Here is a 14031-nt window from a genome sequence, read left to right on the forward strand (position 1 = left end):
TGAAAGCAGGAGAGTTTATGTTGCCACAGGAAAATGCAGTCCAGAAGATCTGCAGCAGTTTAAAAAAAGATCCCTTGGTCCTGGCAGTGTACTTAAAAGGATCGATGGGCAGAAATGAGCATGATGAGCATTCAGATGTTGATTTGTACTGTCTAGTGGACGAAGAAAACGAAAAACGTTTTTTGGAAAACCGGGTGCATCATTTGCAGGCATACCGGCCAATACTCTTCCAAGACGATATTTTCATTATCGCGCCGCAAATCATTGCGGTGTTTGATAATCTTTTGCACATTGATTTGTTTACCGTAACTCCGGAGACATTCACGGAAAAAGATTACTTCAGTGTATTGTACGATCCGGAAGGCTTGATGGAGAAATTCAAAGATACCCAAAGCCTGGAACTGACGGAAACTGAATACCGTGACGATGTCATGGACGTAGCGTGGTTCTTGTTTCAATATAAAAAAGCCGCAGCCCGCGGCAATGATATTTGGTCGGTGAAAATGCTATCGAGCGTCATGGATCATTTTGCGAGAGGACTTCTTTATAAATACGCACCGCACCGGGCACGTCTAGGATTAAAAGCCTTGAGTGATTCATTGCCAGAGACCGTGTTAGGAAAAGTGGAAGACATCTTTAATTGCATGACAGCAACTTCTCATTCAGAGGCAGCTGCACAAATCAGCAGCCTGGTGGAAGAAGAGATGGGATGGATGCTAGAAAGGGTCAGAGAACCCGAACAGATCGAACCTTTGCTCGGGAAAATGGTAAAGCTTCATGCAAGAGAAGAAGCCAACAAAGGCTCCTGACAGCAGAAAATGTTTGAGTTTACAATATACTTATTATGAAGAACCGGGAAGTGGCATCATGCAGATTAAACTGGAGAAATTGCAAGCGGCTGATTCTGAAGCATTACGTCAATTCGAAATGAAAAACCGAAGCTTCTTTGAGAAAACAGTTCCTGGCCGAGGGGACGCTTACTATAAGCAGGAAGTGTTTGAACAACTTCATCTGAATTTACTGACTGAACAAGGTACTGGGGATGCAGTTTTTTATTTAATGAAGAACGAAGAGGGTTCTATTGTTGGGCGCGTCAATTTAATTGATATTGATAAGAACAATGAAACGGGCCATCTTGGATACCGGGTGGGGCAGAATTACATAGGCCAAGGGATTGCCAGCCAAGCTGTACAGCTATTGCTTAAAGCTGCGCCGGATTTAAATATTCGGCAGATCCAAGCCAAGACTGTCGAAACGAACCAAGCGTCCCAGAAAGTATTGGAAAAAAGCGGTTTTAGCCAAGTGGAAGAAATGGATGAAGAAATCGATTTCAACGGTGAGCAAGTGAAGTTTGTGCACTATATTTGGGAAGGATAAAATCTGCAAAATGAAAAATCAGTTCAGCTTAAAAGCCGAACTGGTTTTTCATTTTGCAGCAATTTAAGTTGATCAAATGACTTCAAACAGTTCCATATGGATATCTACAAAATACGATTCCAAAAGCTGCTCCAGCTTGCCGTCCAAGGCATAGTATTCTTCATCGGCTTTTTCAACCACTTCATAAAACGCTTGTTCTTCAATTTCTTCGTTCTCAAGAGCGGTAAACAGGCGCCATAGCTTTTCACCGTAGGTCTTCTCGATTTGGGCGTAATCCGTTGCACCGATTTTTTCCAAGGCAGCGGTTAACTCGCTCAAGTAATGGGCAATTCCAACTTCCCGAATGTACTGCTGGGTCCAATTGAGCAAGATTTCATGGCCGCCGCTTTCGATCTCGGAATAGTACTGGAAAACCAAATTGCATTCGTTCAGCAAAGCCTCTTCAACAGGAAAATCGTGGCTAGTGATTTCAAATATGACTGCGTTCCAAATATCCGACCGATCTTTTAATTCACTTTTCTTTATTTGCTTTTTCAAGGGATTGCTCCTTTCAATCTATAATTTCAGTGGAATCTTTTGTTTTCCACGCCTTAGTGCGGAATCCCTCTTTATTGGTTAATCCCTCAACAGTCCAGGTTTGGCCGCACCCACAGCTTGCTGAAATCGACATAGCCGAAATGGGACAATTTGATGTTCATCAATTCCGACGAAAACGGGATCTGGCGCTTGGCATAATAGAGCGGAATCAAAATAGAAGATTCCACCAAGGATTTTTCAATTTGACGATTCAGCATTGTCCATTCTTCAAAAGGAGTATGCCGATATTGCCCGAGCAATTGCGTTAGCTCCGGATCACGATCGATCAAGCTGGCAAACGGGGATAAGCCGTTGGACAGGAAATAAAAGAAAGAAAAATCCTGGTTCATCTCGAATACTTCGCCGTGGATATAGAGATCCGCTTGCTGGTCTTTGCCGTTATCCACCAGGTATTCGTGAAACGGCAGAACACGAACCTCTGCCGGTATTCCTTCCTGCTCGAATATCGCCTGGAGCCAGTCCGATACGTTTTTCAGGTAACTGGTGGTTTTGATGATCAAAGGTTCTTCAAACAGCGGACGTTCGGCAGTCGCAAAGCGGTATTGCTGGTTCTGCCCGATCAGCATGCCTTCCTCATTCGGAAGGATGCGGGAATCTGCTTCGCTGATGGAATAGCGGTGCTTCCGGATAATGGCATGAAGATAATCACGGACTTCCTGGCGCTGAATCGCCGAGTCGCGGAAGGCATTCATGACGATGATTCCGACTCCTGAATCGCTTTCCACCAGAAACGTTTCTTCCGCTTCTTTTGGCTGGGACGTCCGGTAAGCAAAATCAAAGTCTTCGGGCACCTGCACAAATTCGATTGCGTCAAGAAGCGGGCGCTCGCTGAAATAATCCTTGAATGCCACCAGAACGGTTTTTAGTTCATGGCTGTTGTCGAGGCAAAAACTGCCGGTTCCGTATAGCTGTCCTTGGCTTTCTTTGAAGATGCTCGAGTTGATCATGCCGAGCATCTGCAGACAGTAACTGCAGCCTTCCGGAAAATCGAAGTCGATGACAAGTGGAGCAGGCACCGTGATTCTTTTGACGGGCTCCCACAATTCCCGGGAATTTTCGTGGGAACGGATGCGGTTCAGGCATTCGGCGACATCATCAGCGGTCAGTAAAGAACCGTCATGGAACTTAATTCCTTTTTTCAAATACAGGCGAAGCTTCGTCGGTGAAAGGTCCCAACTGTGCGCAATTTCGGGCGAAACCTTCCCTTTGCTGTCTACGGATACGAGGCGGTTGAAAACCGTAGCGACAAAATTGGCGCTATGGACATCTGCTGTCTCCAAGGGATTCATTGTCATGAGCTGGTGGCGGCGCGGGATGATCAATTTGTCGACATCCCCCTGGTTTTGGGTATAGCCAAATTTATTGCGGAACCGTTCTATTAAGCGTATTTTCACTTCTTCGGACCAGTCAAACAGCAAATACTTGCTGCTGGTTTCCACCGGTTCCTGTTCAATAATGTCCATCAGCTGCTCCTCAAACAGCCGCTCTACGTCTTTTAGCCAGTGCAGCTCGGAAGAATTGCCCCGTCCACGGCCGGCCGTATAAGTGAACCAGCCTTCCTGCGTCCACTTCCGGATGTAGCGGGAAGCTTGTTTGGCGCTGACATCCAGCAACTTCACAAGCTTATCTTTTTTTATTTTCCCGGACGGCACGGTATGCCAAAGCACCAGTAAATTATTATCCATATGTGTTTCCTCCATAAAAGGGGACATATCTTTTGAAAATGTCCATTTTTCAATCTATTCGTCTAGTTTAATATACATAAGACAAAGGAGGTTGACAATATGAGCTGGAAAGACTATCCACAAAATATCAAAGTCCGGTTGATTACATCATTTTTCAACCGTGCCGTAGGGTCGGCGGTCATGCCGTTTATGGCTTTGTTCTTTGCAATGGAAATGGGAAAAGTATGGGCAGGATTGTTTTTAGTAGGAACTGTCATCATCAGTTTTTTCATTAATTTAATCGGCGGCTATATTTCAGACCGCTTTCCGCGAAAAGGGGTTGTGGTCGGAACCTCGGCAATCAGCGCTTTGGCGTTTGCAAGCATGACCATCAGTTTGGTGCCAGCAGATAATTTGATCTGGCTGTTTGCAGCATCCTATATCGGATTCATCATCTCAAGTAGTCTGGGAAGGCCGGCAATGCACGCCCTCATCATCGACTCCACTACACCGGAAAACCGCAAAGCGGTATATACAATTGAATACTGGCTGACGAATTTATCGATGGCCATCGGTGCAGCGCTCGGCGGTTTGTTATACGTCAACCACCAGATTGAATTATTTGTGCTGCTGAGTGTGACATCTATCAGCTTGCCGATTGCTTATCAGATTTGGCTGATCGATGAACAGACAAGCGTGTTGAAAAAGCAGCATCAAAACGTACTGATTGATGTATTTCAAAACTACAAAGTGGCTTTTCAAGATTTGCCTTTTGTTAAAGTGGTCGTCGGGTCGATGTTTATTTTTGCAGCTGAATTTTCCCTGAACAGCTATATCGGTGTTCGACTTGCCGAAACATTTGAAACGGTGAGCTTAGGGAACTTTGACATTGCAGGCGTCCGGATGCTGAGTTTGCTCAATATCCAGAACATGCTGTTTGTCGTGTTCTTCACGTTCCTGGTCAGCAGGATCACAGACCGTTTCACCAAACAAAAAGTGCTGCTCACCGGGCTGATTGTTTACAGCATCGGCTATATCATCGTCACCTCGGCGGATACTTGGTACATTTTGATTCTCTTTAATATGATTGCGACGCTCGGAGAATTGATTTACTCGCCGGTCCGGAATGCCGAACAGGCCAATATGATTCCGGCCGATAAACGAGGTTCTTATTCCGCCTTTTCCAATATTTCATTCAGCGGAGCGGATTTGGTTGCACGTTCCACAATTATCATCGGTGCTTATCTCGTTCCGACAATGATGTCCGTTTACATCGGGGTCATTTTAATGGTTGGTACATTCCTTGTGTACACCGGTTTATTTGCAAGAGGGGCATCCACAAAAAGTACAGAAACGACGGAAGCGGTTCTATAAGATTCCTTCACTTATGTTGCTGACATAGGTGAAGTTTTTTATTGTAGGTTAATTTCACAAAACATTCTAATTGTTCTATCTGTATTTGGGAATTTTAGGTATAATTAAGGATAGAGACAATGACTGGGGGAGCGAACTATGGCAATCAAAGTGGAGTTAAGCAGATTCAAAGTAAAAGCTGGACAGTCTAAAAAAGTGGACGAATGGATGGCCTTTTTGAATGAGCATATGGAAGAAGTTTTGCTGACCTTGAACGATGAAAAAATGTATGTCGAAACGATATTCAGAGAAGTGCAGGAAGACAGTGAATTTCTCTATTGGTATTCCGTTCAAGGAGAAGGCGGAAGCGAAGTCACAGATTTTCATCATGAAATCGATAAACAGCACTTGGCATTTTGGGAAGCGTGCATCGATGAAGAATACCTGCCGGTGGATTTAAAGCCAGAAGCTGTGATGATCCAGGAAAGCATTCAAGCGGAAATGAAACGGGGATGACCTTGCCGATGGAGACAGACATTCATATACGAAAAGCAGTACCAGCGGATGCAGAGAAGCTGGTTGAGTTAATAAAAGAAGTAGAAGATTCGGGATTGATGCTTTTTGAACCGGGAGAAAGAAAAACCAAGCCCGAGCAATTGGAAAAGAGGCTCCAAGGGATGGATGCACACTCGGTTATCTTTATAGCGGAAGAAGGAAGTTCCTTGCATGGCTACCTTTTTGTCATCGGAGATGCGCTGATGAGAAAGCGGCATACTGTATATGTAGCCATCGGCATTCGGGAAGGGCAGCGCGGAAAAGGAATCGGGGCGCAGCTTTTTAAAGCGCTGGAACTATGGGCAAGAGAGAAAAACCTTCGCCGAATCGAGCTCACGGTGATTGAACATAATGAGGCGGCAGTTGCACTCTATCAAAAGATGGGTTATGAAATCGAAGGCATCAAAAAGGATTCCCTGTACATAAAAGGTGAATATGTCAATGAGTATTATATGGCCAGAATATTGAGCGAATAAGGGTTAGAAGGAGCAGCTATGAAATTCATCATATTATTCGGACCGCAAGCAGTAGGAAAAATGACGATAGGGCAAGAACTAGAAAAATCAACCGGCTTTAAGCTGTTCCACAACCATATGACCATTGAACTGCTGCATCCCTTTTTTGGCTTCAGCAAAGAAATGTTCCGGTTGTCGGATCTGATCCGTACGGAGATGTTCAAAACATTAGCGGTCAGCGAAGCAAAGGGAATCGTATTTACATATGTATGGGCGTTCAACATGAAAGAGGACTGGGACTTTGTTCAACGGGTTTGTGAAATTTTTGAGTCTGCGGGTAATGAAGTCTATTTTGTTGAATTGGAAGCGGAGTTGGAAACCCGGGTCGAGCGCAATAAAGAAGCTAGCCGGCTTGAACAAAAGCCGACTAAGCGGAACGTTGCAGAATCGGAACGCGAATTGAGGGCATCGATGGAGACGCTTCGCCTGAATTCAGTCGAGGGAGAAATTGAACGGGAGAATTATATTCGGATAAACAATACGGATTTGAAACCGGATGAAGTGGCGAAATTGATTCGAGAGAGGTTTGGTTTTTGAGCGGAACGATGACAAATGAGTAAGGAGATTCCCATGAAAAGAATAGATGTCGTATGTCATGCTGCGGGATGACAGCGGAGAAAAATTGTTAATGGTCAAAAACTACGGAGACAAAGGATCTTACTATACGCTTCCAGGCGGTGCAGTTGAAGCGGGTGAAACTTTGCAGGAAGCAGCCATTCGTGAAGCGAAAGAAGAAACCGGGCTCGATGTCTCAATCGGCGGCCTTTTTTCGGTCAGTGAAGATTTCTTCGACGAAAGAGGGCACCATGCCGTGTTCTTCATTTTCGAAGGACAGGTTCTTGGCGGAGAAATCACGATTGCTTTTCCGGAAGAAATCGAAGAAGTAAAATGGATGCCGATCCAAGAAGCGGTCCAATATTTATATATTCCGGAGAAAGCCGAAGAACAGGTTAGGGCCAACCGTTCAGTTCCATATATATTAAGAGGGCAAGTCATCCAGAAGCGTTAACTACTGATAAAAGAGGTGGGCATGATGTTATTTCATGACGAAAAAATGACAATCCGGAAGCTGGAAGACAGCGATAAAGAGGCGTTGGTTAAATGGCTGAGTGATCCGGAAGTATTGAAGTACTTCGAAGGGTGCGACAATCCACATGATTTGAAAAGAGTGAACCAACATTACTTTGAGCGGAAAGATGAAACGACAAGATGCCTCGTGGAATACGAAGGAACACCCATTGGGTATATTCAATTTTATCCAGTCCTTGAAGAAGAGCGGATGGCATACGGTTATTGGAATCCCGATGAAGTCATTTACGGCACGGACCAATTCATTGGAGAACCGGATTACTGGAATCGAGGGCTTGGAACTGAGCTTGTGGAATTGATGAAGAAATATTTGCTGAGCGAAAAACAGGCGGATGTTCTTGTCATGGATCCACAGGTCTCGAACGAACGGGCCATTGCCTGTTACGAGAAATGCGGATTCCAGAAAGTGAAATTCCTGCCGGCACATGAACTTCACGAAGGCGAAATGAAAGACTGCTGGTTGATGGAATACAAAAGATAACAGGTAAACCGAAATGGGGATTTCGAGTGGCGAAAACATATGTAAACTGGGGCAGCGGAAAAGTGGAATTGGCATGGGAACAAGGGAGCGATTTGCCGCCGCGGGAATTGATCACGAGCGTCCATGGATTTTGCTTCTTTCAGAACCGGCTATTGCTCGTAAAGCTGAAACACCGCGGCTGGGATTTTCCGGGTGGGCATATTGAAGGCAGCGAAACACCGATGGAGTGCTTTCAACGGGAAGCGCTGGAAGAAGGATATGTGTCAGGGAACTGTCAGTTGCTGGGCAGAGTTGTTGTGGACCACGAAGAAAATCCGAAATGGGATGAAAACAGTCCTTATCCTAAAGTGGGCTATCAAGTCTATTACCGGATGGATATTGAAGAGCTGCACCCGTTTAGAGCAGAATTCGAATCAGTCGAAAGGAAATTCATTACACCTCAGGAAATTAGCAGGTATTACCACGGGGGATGGCAGGATTTTTATCAGGAAATTTTGGATGCGGCATGTCGTTTAGAAGATGGCGTCGAAGGAGTGAACTTCTATTGATTACTAGTCATCCGCAATTGGACAGTGTCAATCGGATCATGGACGGTTTTACGTATCCTTGGTTCATTGGAGGAGGCTGGGCCATTGACCTTGAAGTCGGCAAAGTGTCTCGAAACCACGGAGATATGGATATCTGTGTTTTTAGGGAACATGCCAAAGAACTACTGGCGCATTTTTCGGTTTGGCAGATCGAAGTGGCCATCCCAAAAGAGAGCAGGCTGGAACCAGTCCTTTCAATTGAAGACATCCGTCCGCCCCGTTATGGGCTTCATCTAACTAAAAACGAAGAGTTCGTCGAAGTGTTGCTGACGGATAAACAGGATGGCGAAATCATTTTTAGGCGAGATAGGGATATAAAGATGTCCATCCATGAGGCCATTCGTACAGATCCAATTGGAAGAAAGTACATTGCTCCAGAACTGCAGCTCTTGTATAAAGCGAAAGAAGAACGGGATAAAGACCATCATGATTTCTCGATAGCATTGCTTTTTATGGATGACAAGCAAAAAGCTTGGCTTTTGAAGGCATTAGCGAAACACCATCCCGATTCTCCGTGGATCAGCAGGTTGATATATTCTTCGTTAAAATAACTCAATCGAAAGAAGGAATATGTGTGGCAGAAGAAATCAACAATCAAGAAGACTTGCTCGTGATGCTCGATTCGTTGCTACGGGAACCGGCTCCTTTTTGGAATAGTTTTTACAAGGACCGGGAAAAAAACATTCCTTTTTTCGTGAATAAGCCGGATGAAAATTTGGTCCGCTATTTTGATGCAGCAATGGTCAAACCGCAAAAGGTTTTGGAATTAGGCTGCGGCCCTGGCAGAAATGCTATATTTCTTGCGGAAAAAGGCTGTTCTGTAGACGCAGTGGACGTATCGGAGCAATCAATCGATTGGGCGATGGAACGGACAAAAAATGTGGGATAGAAGTGAACTATATTCTCGAAGACATCTTTATGCTTCAAGTTGAAGAAGCCACCTATGATTTGGTGTATGATTCAGGGTGTTTTCACCATATTGCCCCGCACCGTCGACTTGACTATATCAACTTGGTCAAACGAGCGCTGAAGCCAGGCGGATTTTTTGCCCTTACCTGTTTTGTACAGGAAGGAAAGCTTGGAGGGTCCGGCATGTCTGATTGGGAAGTCTACCGGAAAAAAAGCCTGGGAGGCGGACTCGGGTTTACGGAACAGCGGCTGCGAAAGATTTTTTCTGAGTTTGAAGAAATTGAGATTTGCCGAATGAAAGACGCTGCGAAAACGGACAACGTGTTTGGCGTATCCGGTTTATGGACCGCTTTGTTTCAAAAGCTGGAACCGAGGATTTAAGCCGCTTCGGTATATGTATACCTTCTTTTCAACCACAAAGTGGCCGCAAAAACAACAAACGCCAAAGCGACAGAAAAGAGGAGTGTGGCTTGTTCCCCATATTGCTCGATGATGACGGTATAGAAAACCGGCGCGATGGCGGATAAGAGGAAACTCGGCACCAGAAGTTTTCCAACGAAAGCACCGTAAGTCCGGTTGTCGAACAAGACGAGCGGAAGAGAGCCGCGGGTAATGGTCATCAAGCCATTGCCTGCGCCGTATAGAAAAGCAAAAATGAACGCTGTTGCAAGAAACTTACCGCTGAACAAGCCGATGGCAAAGCAAAGCGGCAGCAGGGAAGAAGCAAGGATGGTCAGCTTGAACGGATGCAGACGGCCGCCAAATAAGATTTCCCCTACCCGTGCCAGCGACTGCCCGATTCCGCGCAGTGTGGAAATCCAGACCGAAACAGCTGCTGCAAGGCCAAGCCCGGACAATATGGCAATCATATGCGCCGACATGGCGGAGTTCAAAAAGTTAAGAAGCGTAAAGATGAGTGCATAAAGGCTGCCGGCATAAATACGTTCGCGGCCCATTAAATTCAGTTTTTCAAAAGCAGCGGATTTTTGCTCCACCACCGTGCCGTTTTCTTCAAACCGTTCTTTTGGAATGGCCAGATGCAGCGGAAGCGTCAGCAATGCAAATCCGGCATAAACCAGTAGAGCTGCCCTCCAGCCGAAAGATTCGGAAAGGAAAAAGCCGATGGGCCAAAAAACAGTGGAAGCCAGTCCGCCAAGAAGCGTAATCTGGGAAATGGATCGTTTCGCACCGGACCCGGCAATGCGGACCAATGTCGCAAAAGCCGCATCGTACAAGCTGAGGCGCATGGCGAAACCCAGAACAATCCATGAAATGTAATATGCCAAAACGGACTGCGACAAAGCGATTCCGGCACAGCCAATCGCTAAAAGAAGAGACCCTGCAGACATGACAAAGCGGCCGCTGTACTGGTCAATCAATTTCCCCGTCAACGGGGAAGTGAGGCCCATGACGGCCAAAGTGGCAGAAAAACCTCCATATACCAAAGTGCTGCTCCATCCTAGGTCATCTGCAATTACTTCCCCGAAAGCGGCAATCAAATAATAAGAAATTCCCCAGCAGATCAGCTGGGATAAACCAAGAAAAAGGACCGTTCTCCGCGTGATCATTCAATCCCCCTCCTTTTCTGCTCGCCGTGCAGAAGTTCATTTTGCTAAACAATATCAGTTATAATAAAATCATAAACAATAATCAGAAAATTTCACACCTAAAAAATTCACCAACTAACAGTTGCATTTCTCCAAAAGGAGGCATTTGATGGTTTTTATTCAAAAAGCACAGCCCGAACATGTGAAAGGGATTGCTCGCGTCTGTACCGAAGGGTATTGGGCGACCTACGACGAGATGTATTCAGCCGAATATATCAACGCAGTGATTAAAGAATTTTATAACGAGCAGCGGATCTTGGAAGAAGCGGAAAGCAGCAGCAGGGAATGGGGCGGATATTTTGTTGCCCTCGACAATGGAGAAGTAGTCGGAGCAGGCGGCGGCGGAATGATTTCTGAAAAAGCGGCGGAAATTTTCGTCCTATACCTGGACCCTGATAGGCTGGGAGAAGGCATTGGAACAAAGCTGCTGGAGGCCATTACCCGTCAGCAGAAAGAAGAATTCGGAGCGCAGGAACAATGGGTATCGGTCGCAAAAGGAAATGAAAAAGGCATCCCGTTTTACGAAGCGCGCGAATTTATATGCCGCAGTGAACGGCCGGTTTACCGTTCAAACGCTGATGATAAGGTGATTTCGCTAAGGTATTGGCGGAAACTATGAGAATAGCAGACGCAAAAAAGTGGAAATGCTAAAGGGAGTTGTAAATTTGAACAATAAATGGGCTTTTGCGCTATTGGTCATTTTGACGACCAGTTTAATGGGATCATCTTTTGCGGTAGGCAAGATGGGAATGGTTCATGTTTCGCCCTTGCTGTTGGTTGGAATGCGTTTTACGCTGGCTGGTTTATTGATGGGGACGATCGTCTGGATGCTCCAGCGGCCGCATCCGAAAAAACTGCAAGACTGGCTGAAAATTGTGTGCATCGGTTCTTTCCAAACTGCCGGCGTCATGGGAGCCATCTTTTTGAGCCTCCGCACCATCACTGCCGGGGAATCCGCCATCTTGACGTTTATGAATCCGCTTTTGGTGGTGGTCTTTGGAACACTGGCGCTTGGCATGCGCTACCGGCTTGTCCAATGGTGCGGTGTGATTCTAGGATTTATCGGTGTATTTGTCACGATGGGCGGACAGCTGCAGGCAGAAATCGGTACGCTTCTCGGATTTTGCAGTGCGGTTTTTTGGGCAATTGCCACGCTGCTGATCAAGCAATGGGGACAGCGCTTTGATATTTGGGTGTTGACCGCCTATCAAATGCTTTTTGGCGGCTTGCTTTTGCTGATCGGAAGCTTTCTCTTGGAAGATGCCCGGCTCGTGATCAATCCGACTTCGATCTTCATCGTGCTCTGGCTTGCCGTCCCGGCGTCCATTGTGCAATTTGCTATCTGGTTTTTCCTGCTGCAAAACGGCAATCCTGGGAAAGTCAGTGCCTTTCTGTTCCTTGCGCCGTTTTTCGGCATCCTTTCGGGATGGCTGTTGCTCGGCGAAGATATTGGCTTGAAACTGCTTGCAGGAGGTGCCATGATCTTTGCCAGCATCTTTTTGGTGAACTGGCCGGACAAACGGGCAGCAGCGGTTCTCAAAGAAGGAATTTAATGCGCAAAACGAGAATACTAGAATTTAGAAAACCATTTATTGACCAAATGAAACCCAGTTTCTAAATCAGCTGGTACTTCAAGTTGTAAACAAGTAGACGGTTTGCCGGCAAGTTGCAGATTGCCAATAATAAGTTCACGGGGTGGCATGCTATGTTCAAGTTTGTGTTTAAGTTGTTAGGGAGTGCAGTTCTCTTCAAAGCCGGAGGCCAATTGCAAAGGTTTCTCTTTAAGCCATCGGATTTTGAAAAAAATCTGGAACGGCTGGACCAGGAAGACTGGTTTGAAGAGCTGCGGAAAGATTTTCGATATGACCACATCATCCGCTACAATTCAAAGGTGCGGAAGGTGATAGGAGATGCGAAGAGTCTTGCAAAACTTCTAGCATCAAAAGAAGAACAGGAAAAGTTCACTGAGCTTGTTCAACAGGAATACATAAAATTGATGGAAAAATAGAAGGAAGCAAGGGTAGTTGAAACGCCCTGCGGAGCCATTTCATCTAGACGAAATTAATCGGAAAAATTTACGGAGAAGCGCATGTTTCCACCGATACTTAAGGACTGGACGTGACAGGATATGGAATCTACTGAAGTAGAAGTTTTTTTACAAGCTGCAAAAAGATATTGCCATTTGATGGACTCATTAAATTCTTTAGGGGAAATTGAGAAATTCAAGCAACTGCACGCAGCAGTGACAGAACTGTACGCAAAGGCGCTGTATCTGCCGGAAACCGAACCGGGAAAAGACGATTCTTTTGATATTGATTTCCAGCTCCCGCAAGTTGATTTTGGTACACACAATGTGTATTGGGGAGGGTACGACCCTTATCACTCCGACGAAGACTTAGAAGAAATAATGGAAGAACCGTTAAATGAAACGTTGACGGACGATGTGCTGGACATCTATAGCGACGTAAAACGCGGATTGATTTTGTATGAACAGGGAAACCATGCGGAAGCGATTGCAGAATGGAAATACAATTTTGAGATTCATTGGGGTACCCATGCAGCCAGCGCCATCCGAGCCTTGCATTCCGTGAATTACTTATGAAACACTCATATGATAACCTGAGTCCAACTTGAAAGGTTGGATTTTTTAATTGAAAGATTGTGGAAATGAAATTATAAAAAAATAGTAATATGTAGGTTTATAAATGATTAAATAGGCGTATATAAATGTAGATGGCTAGCGCAACATATCGTTTTAGATTACAGACAGCGAAATCGAGGGATTGCAGGATGTTTTACAAATACAGAAAATCATATAATAAAGTGGCTATAGGATTATTGTCGTTGATGGCAAAAGGCCTCAACTTTAAATTGCTGCAGGAGACCATTCGGATGTATGAGGAAAATCCGGAGCGGCAGCTTTTTCTTTGGAAAGAAGGCGACAATATTACAGGTCTTGCTGGAGTAGAACAGCACGAAGAATACTTTATCATTTTGCACTTTTCCGTGAACCCGTCCTATCAAAAAGAAGAAACAGCTTACCGGATGCTAGAAGTTTTGAGAGAACAAATGCATTCCAAAGAAATGCACTTGTCCAAAGAGGCAGCACGCTTCATTGCCAAGGTGCGCGGCACTTCTGACTTGCCGATTCCCATCTACTCGGAACCGGCTATTTCATGAAAAAACCATCCTTTCAACCCGTTCTCTTGAGCAGAAATCAATATACCGTGAAAGCTTGCCGGCTAAAGGCAGGCTTTTTTTGCTTCTGATGAAGTGAAAAATTTTAATGGAGAACAG

The 14031-nt window shown here is 45.3% G+C and carries 18 protein-coding genes and 1 pseudogene; 16 read left to right on the plus strand and 3 right to left on the minus strand.

The genetic code is table 11. The features are described 5' to 3' along the window. Positions 1-17 precede the first annotated feature (17 nt). Together QWY22_RS07110 and QWY22_RS07115 are read left to right on the plus strand one after the other, a co-directional pair. The gene (locus QWY22_RS07110; protein ID WP_300983732.1) at positions 18-809 is read left to right on the plus strand and encodes a nucleotidyltransferase domain-containing protein; all 792 of its coding nucleotides are present in this window, start codon (positions 18-20) and stop codon (positions 807-809) included. Beyond that, positions 778-1377, plus strand: a complete 600-nt coding sequence (locus QWY22_RS07115; protein WP_367281294.1) for a GNAT family N-acetyltransferase — start codon at positions 778-780, stop codon at positions 1375-1377. Before QWY22_RS07110 ends, QWY22_RS07115 begins: the two co-directional genes overlap by 32 nt. A 72-nt stretch (positions 1378-1449) precedes the next feature. Here QWY22_RS07115 and QWY22_RS07120 read toward each other — a convergent pair whose 3' ends face one another. Both QWY22_RS07120 and QWY22_RS07125 read right to left on the minus strand, forming a co-directional pair. Next, positions 1450-1914: a DMP19 family protein gene (locus tag QWY22_RS07120; protein WP_300983733.1), complete on the minus strand. Its 465-nt coding sequence runs from the start codon at positions 1912-1914 to the stop codon at positions 1450-1452. A gap of 86 nt (positions 1915-2000) precedes the next feature. Further along, positions 2001-3659 carry an ABC transporter substrate-binding protein gene (locus QWY22_RS07125; RefSeq protein WP_300983735.1) on the minus strand — a complete coding sequence of 553 codons (1659 nt, stop codon included), beginning with the start codon at positions 3657-3659 and terminating at the stop codon, positions 2001-2003. A 99-nt stretch (positions 3660-3758) separates the two neighbouring features. Here QWY22_RS07125 and QWY22_RS07130 point away from each other — a divergent pair, with 99 nt between their 5' ends. From QWY22_RS07130 to QWY22_RS07170, 9 genes and pseudogenes are all read left to right on the plus strand, one after another. Beyond that, positions 3759-5012: an MDR family MFS transporter gene (locus QWY22_RS07130; protein ID WP_300983736.1), complete on the plus strand. Its 1254-nt coding sequence runs from the start codon at positions 3759-3761 to the stop codon at positions 5010-5012. A gap of 144 nt (positions 5013-5156) precedes the next feature. Next, positions 5157-5507 (plus strand): DUF6176 family protein, encoded by a 351-nt coding sequence (locus tag QWY22_RS07135; RefSeq protein WP_300984346.1) that lies wholly within the window; start codon positions 5157-5159, stop codon positions 5505-5507. Positions 5508-5515: 8 nt separating this feature from the next. Continuing rightward, on the plus strand, positions 5516-6022 hold the full coding sequence (locus QWY22_RS07140; protein WP_300983737.1) for a GNAT family N-acetyltransferase: 507 nt from the start codon (positions 5516-5518) through the stop codon (positions 6020-6022). A gap of 18 nt (positions 6023-6040) precedes the next feature. Further along, positions 6041-6598: an AAA family ATPase gene (locus QWY22_RS07145; RefSeq protein WP_300983738.1), complete on the plus strand. Its 558-nt coding sequence runs from the start codon at positions 6041-6043 to the stop codon at positions 6596-6598. 46 nt (positions 6599-6644) lie between these two features. Further along, positions 6645-7070, plus strand: coding sequence for an NUDIX hydrolase (locus QWY22_RS07150; RefSeq protein ID WP_300983739.1), 426 nt, complete (start codon positions 6645-6647; stop codon positions 7068-7070). Positions 7071-7094: 24 nt separating this feature from the next. Continuing rightward, a complete protein-coding gene (locus QWY22_RS07155) occupies positions 7095-7631 on the plus strand; it encodes a GNAT family N-acetyltransferase (RefSeq protein ID WP_367281295.1) in 537 nt (178 codons plus the stop codon). Between the two features lie 26 nt (positions 7632-7657). Continuing rightward, complete coding sequence (locus QWY22_RS07160; RefSeq protein WP_300983741.1) at positions 7658-8179, plus strand: NUDIX hydrolase; 522 nt, start codon at positions 7658-7660, stop codon at positions 8177-8179. Beyond that, positions 8176-8769, plus strand: a complete 594-nt coding sequence (locus QWY22_RS07165) for a nucleotidyltransferase domain-containing protein (RefSeq protein ID WP_300983742.1) — start codon at positions 8176-8178, stop codon at positions 8767-8769. Before QWY22_RS07160 ends, QWY22_RS07165 begins: the two co-directional genes overlap by 4 nt. Positions 8770-8831: 62 nt before the next feature. Beyond that, a pseudogene (locus tag QWY22_RS07170) lies at positions 8832-9508 on the plus strand (class I SAM-dependent methyltransferase). Here the strand turns inward: QWY22_RS07170 and QWY22_RS07175 are convergent. Continuing rightward, the gene (locus QWY22_RS07175) at positions 9505-10695 is read right to left on the minus strand and encodes an MFS transporter (RefSeq protein WP_300983743.1); all 1191 of its coding nucleotides are present in this window, start codon (positions 10693-10695) and stop codon (positions 9505-9507) included. The pseudogene QWY22_RS07170 and the gene QWY22_RS07175 overlap by 4 nt on opposite strands. Before the next feature lie 148 nt (positions 10696-10843). Here QWY22_RS07175 and QWY22_RS07180 point away from each other — a divergent pair, with 148 nt between their 5' ends. The 5 genes from QWY22_RS07180 (at position 10844) to QWY22_RS07200 (ending at position 13914) form a co-directional block, all read left to right on the plus strand. Further along, a complete protein-coding gene (locus tag QWY22_RS07180) occupies positions 10844-11353 on the plus strand; it encodes a GNAT family N-acetyltransferase (RefSeq protein ID WP_300983744.1) in 510 nt (169 codons plus the stop codon). Between the two features lie 46 nt (positions 11354-11399). Beyond that, positions 11400-12287 carry a DMT family transporter gene (locus tag QWY22_RS07185; protein ID WP_300983745.1) on the plus strand — a complete coding sequence of 296 codons (888 nt, stop codon included), beginning with the start codon at positions 11400-11402 and terminating at the stop codon, positions 12285-12287. Between the two features lie 152 nt (positions 12288-12439). Next, complete coding sequence (locus QWY22_RS07190; protein ID WP_300983746.1) at positions 12440-12742, plus strand: hypothetical protein; 303 nt, start codon at positions 12440-12442, stop codon at positions 12740-12742. 120 nt (positions 12743-12862) lie between these two features. Continuing rightward, positions 12863-13336 carry a DUF5063 domain-containing protein gene (locus tag QWY22_RS07195; RefSeq protein WP_300983747.1) on the plus strand — a complete coding sequence of 158 codons (474 nt, stop codon included), beginning with the start codon at positions 12863-12865 and terminating at the stop codon, positions 13334-13336. 188 nt (positions 13337-13524) lie between these two features. Continuing rightward, on the plus strand, positions 13525-13914 hold the full coding sequence (locus tag QWY22_RS07200) for a GNAT family N-acetyltransferase (RefSeq protein WP_300983748.1): 390 nt from the start codon (positions 13525-13527) through the stop codon (positions 13912-13914). Positions 13915-14031 lie beyond the last annotated feature (117 nt).

The organism is Planococcus liqunii (assembly GCF_030413595.1).
GTDB classification, from domain to species: Bacteria; Bacillota; Bacilli; order Bacillales_A; family Planococcaceae; genus Planococcus; species Planococcus liqunii.

Bases quoted from the DNA above. Each gene is read 5' to 3' on its own strand.
- QWY22_RS07110 (WP_300983732.1), top strand. From the start codon at position 18: ATGTTGCCACAGGAAAATGCAGTCCAGAAGATCTGCAGCAGTTTAAAA.
- QWY22_RS07115 (WP_367281294.1), top strand. From the start codon at position 778: ATGCAAGAGAAGAAGCCAACAAAGGCTCCTGACAGCAGAAAATGTTTG.
- QWY22_RS07125 (WP_300983735.1), bottom strand. From the start codon at position 3,659: ATGGATAATAATTTACTGGTGCTTTGGCATACCGTGCCGTCCGGGAAA.
- QWY22_RS07130 (WP_300983736.1), top strand. From the start codon at position 3,759: ATGAGCTGGAAAGACTATCCACAAAATATCAAAGTCCGGTTGATTACA.
- QWY22_RS07140 (WP_300983737.1), top strand. From the start codon at position 5,516: ATGGAGACAGACATTCATATACGAAAAGCAGTACCAGCGGATGCAGAG.
- QWY22_RS07145 (WP_300983738.1), top strand. From the start codon at position 6,041: ATGAAATTCATCATATTATTCGGACCGCAAGCAGTAGGAAAAATGACG.
- QWY22_RS07150 (WP_300983739.1), top strand. From the start codon at position 6,645: ATGTCGTATGTCATGCTGCGGGATGACAGCGGAGAAAAATTGTTAATG.
- QWY22_RS07155 (WP_367281295.1), top strand. From the start codon at position 7,095: ATGTTATTTCATGACGAAAAAATGACAATCCGGAAGCTGGAAGACAGC.
- QWY22_RS07175 (WP_300983743.1), bottom strand. From the start codon at position 10,695: ATGATCACGCGGAGAACGGTCCTTTTTCTTGGTTTATCCCAGCTGATC.
- QWY22_RS07180 (WP_300983744.1), top strand. From the start codon at position 10,844: ATGGTTTTTATTCAAAAAGCACAGCCCGAACATGTGAAAGGGATTGCT.
- QWY22_RS07190 (WP_300983746.1), top strand. From the start codon at position 12,440: ATGTTCAAGTTTGTGTTTAAGTTGTTAGGGAGTGCAGTTCTCTTCAAA.
- QWY22_RS07195 (WP_300983747.1), top strand. From the start codon at position 12,863: ATGGAATCTACTGAAGTAGAAGTTTTTTTACAAGCTGCAAAAAGATAT.
- QWY22_RS07200 (WP_300983748.1), top strand. From the start codon at position 13,525: ATGTTTTACAAATACAGAAAATCATATAATAAAGTGGCTATAGGATTA.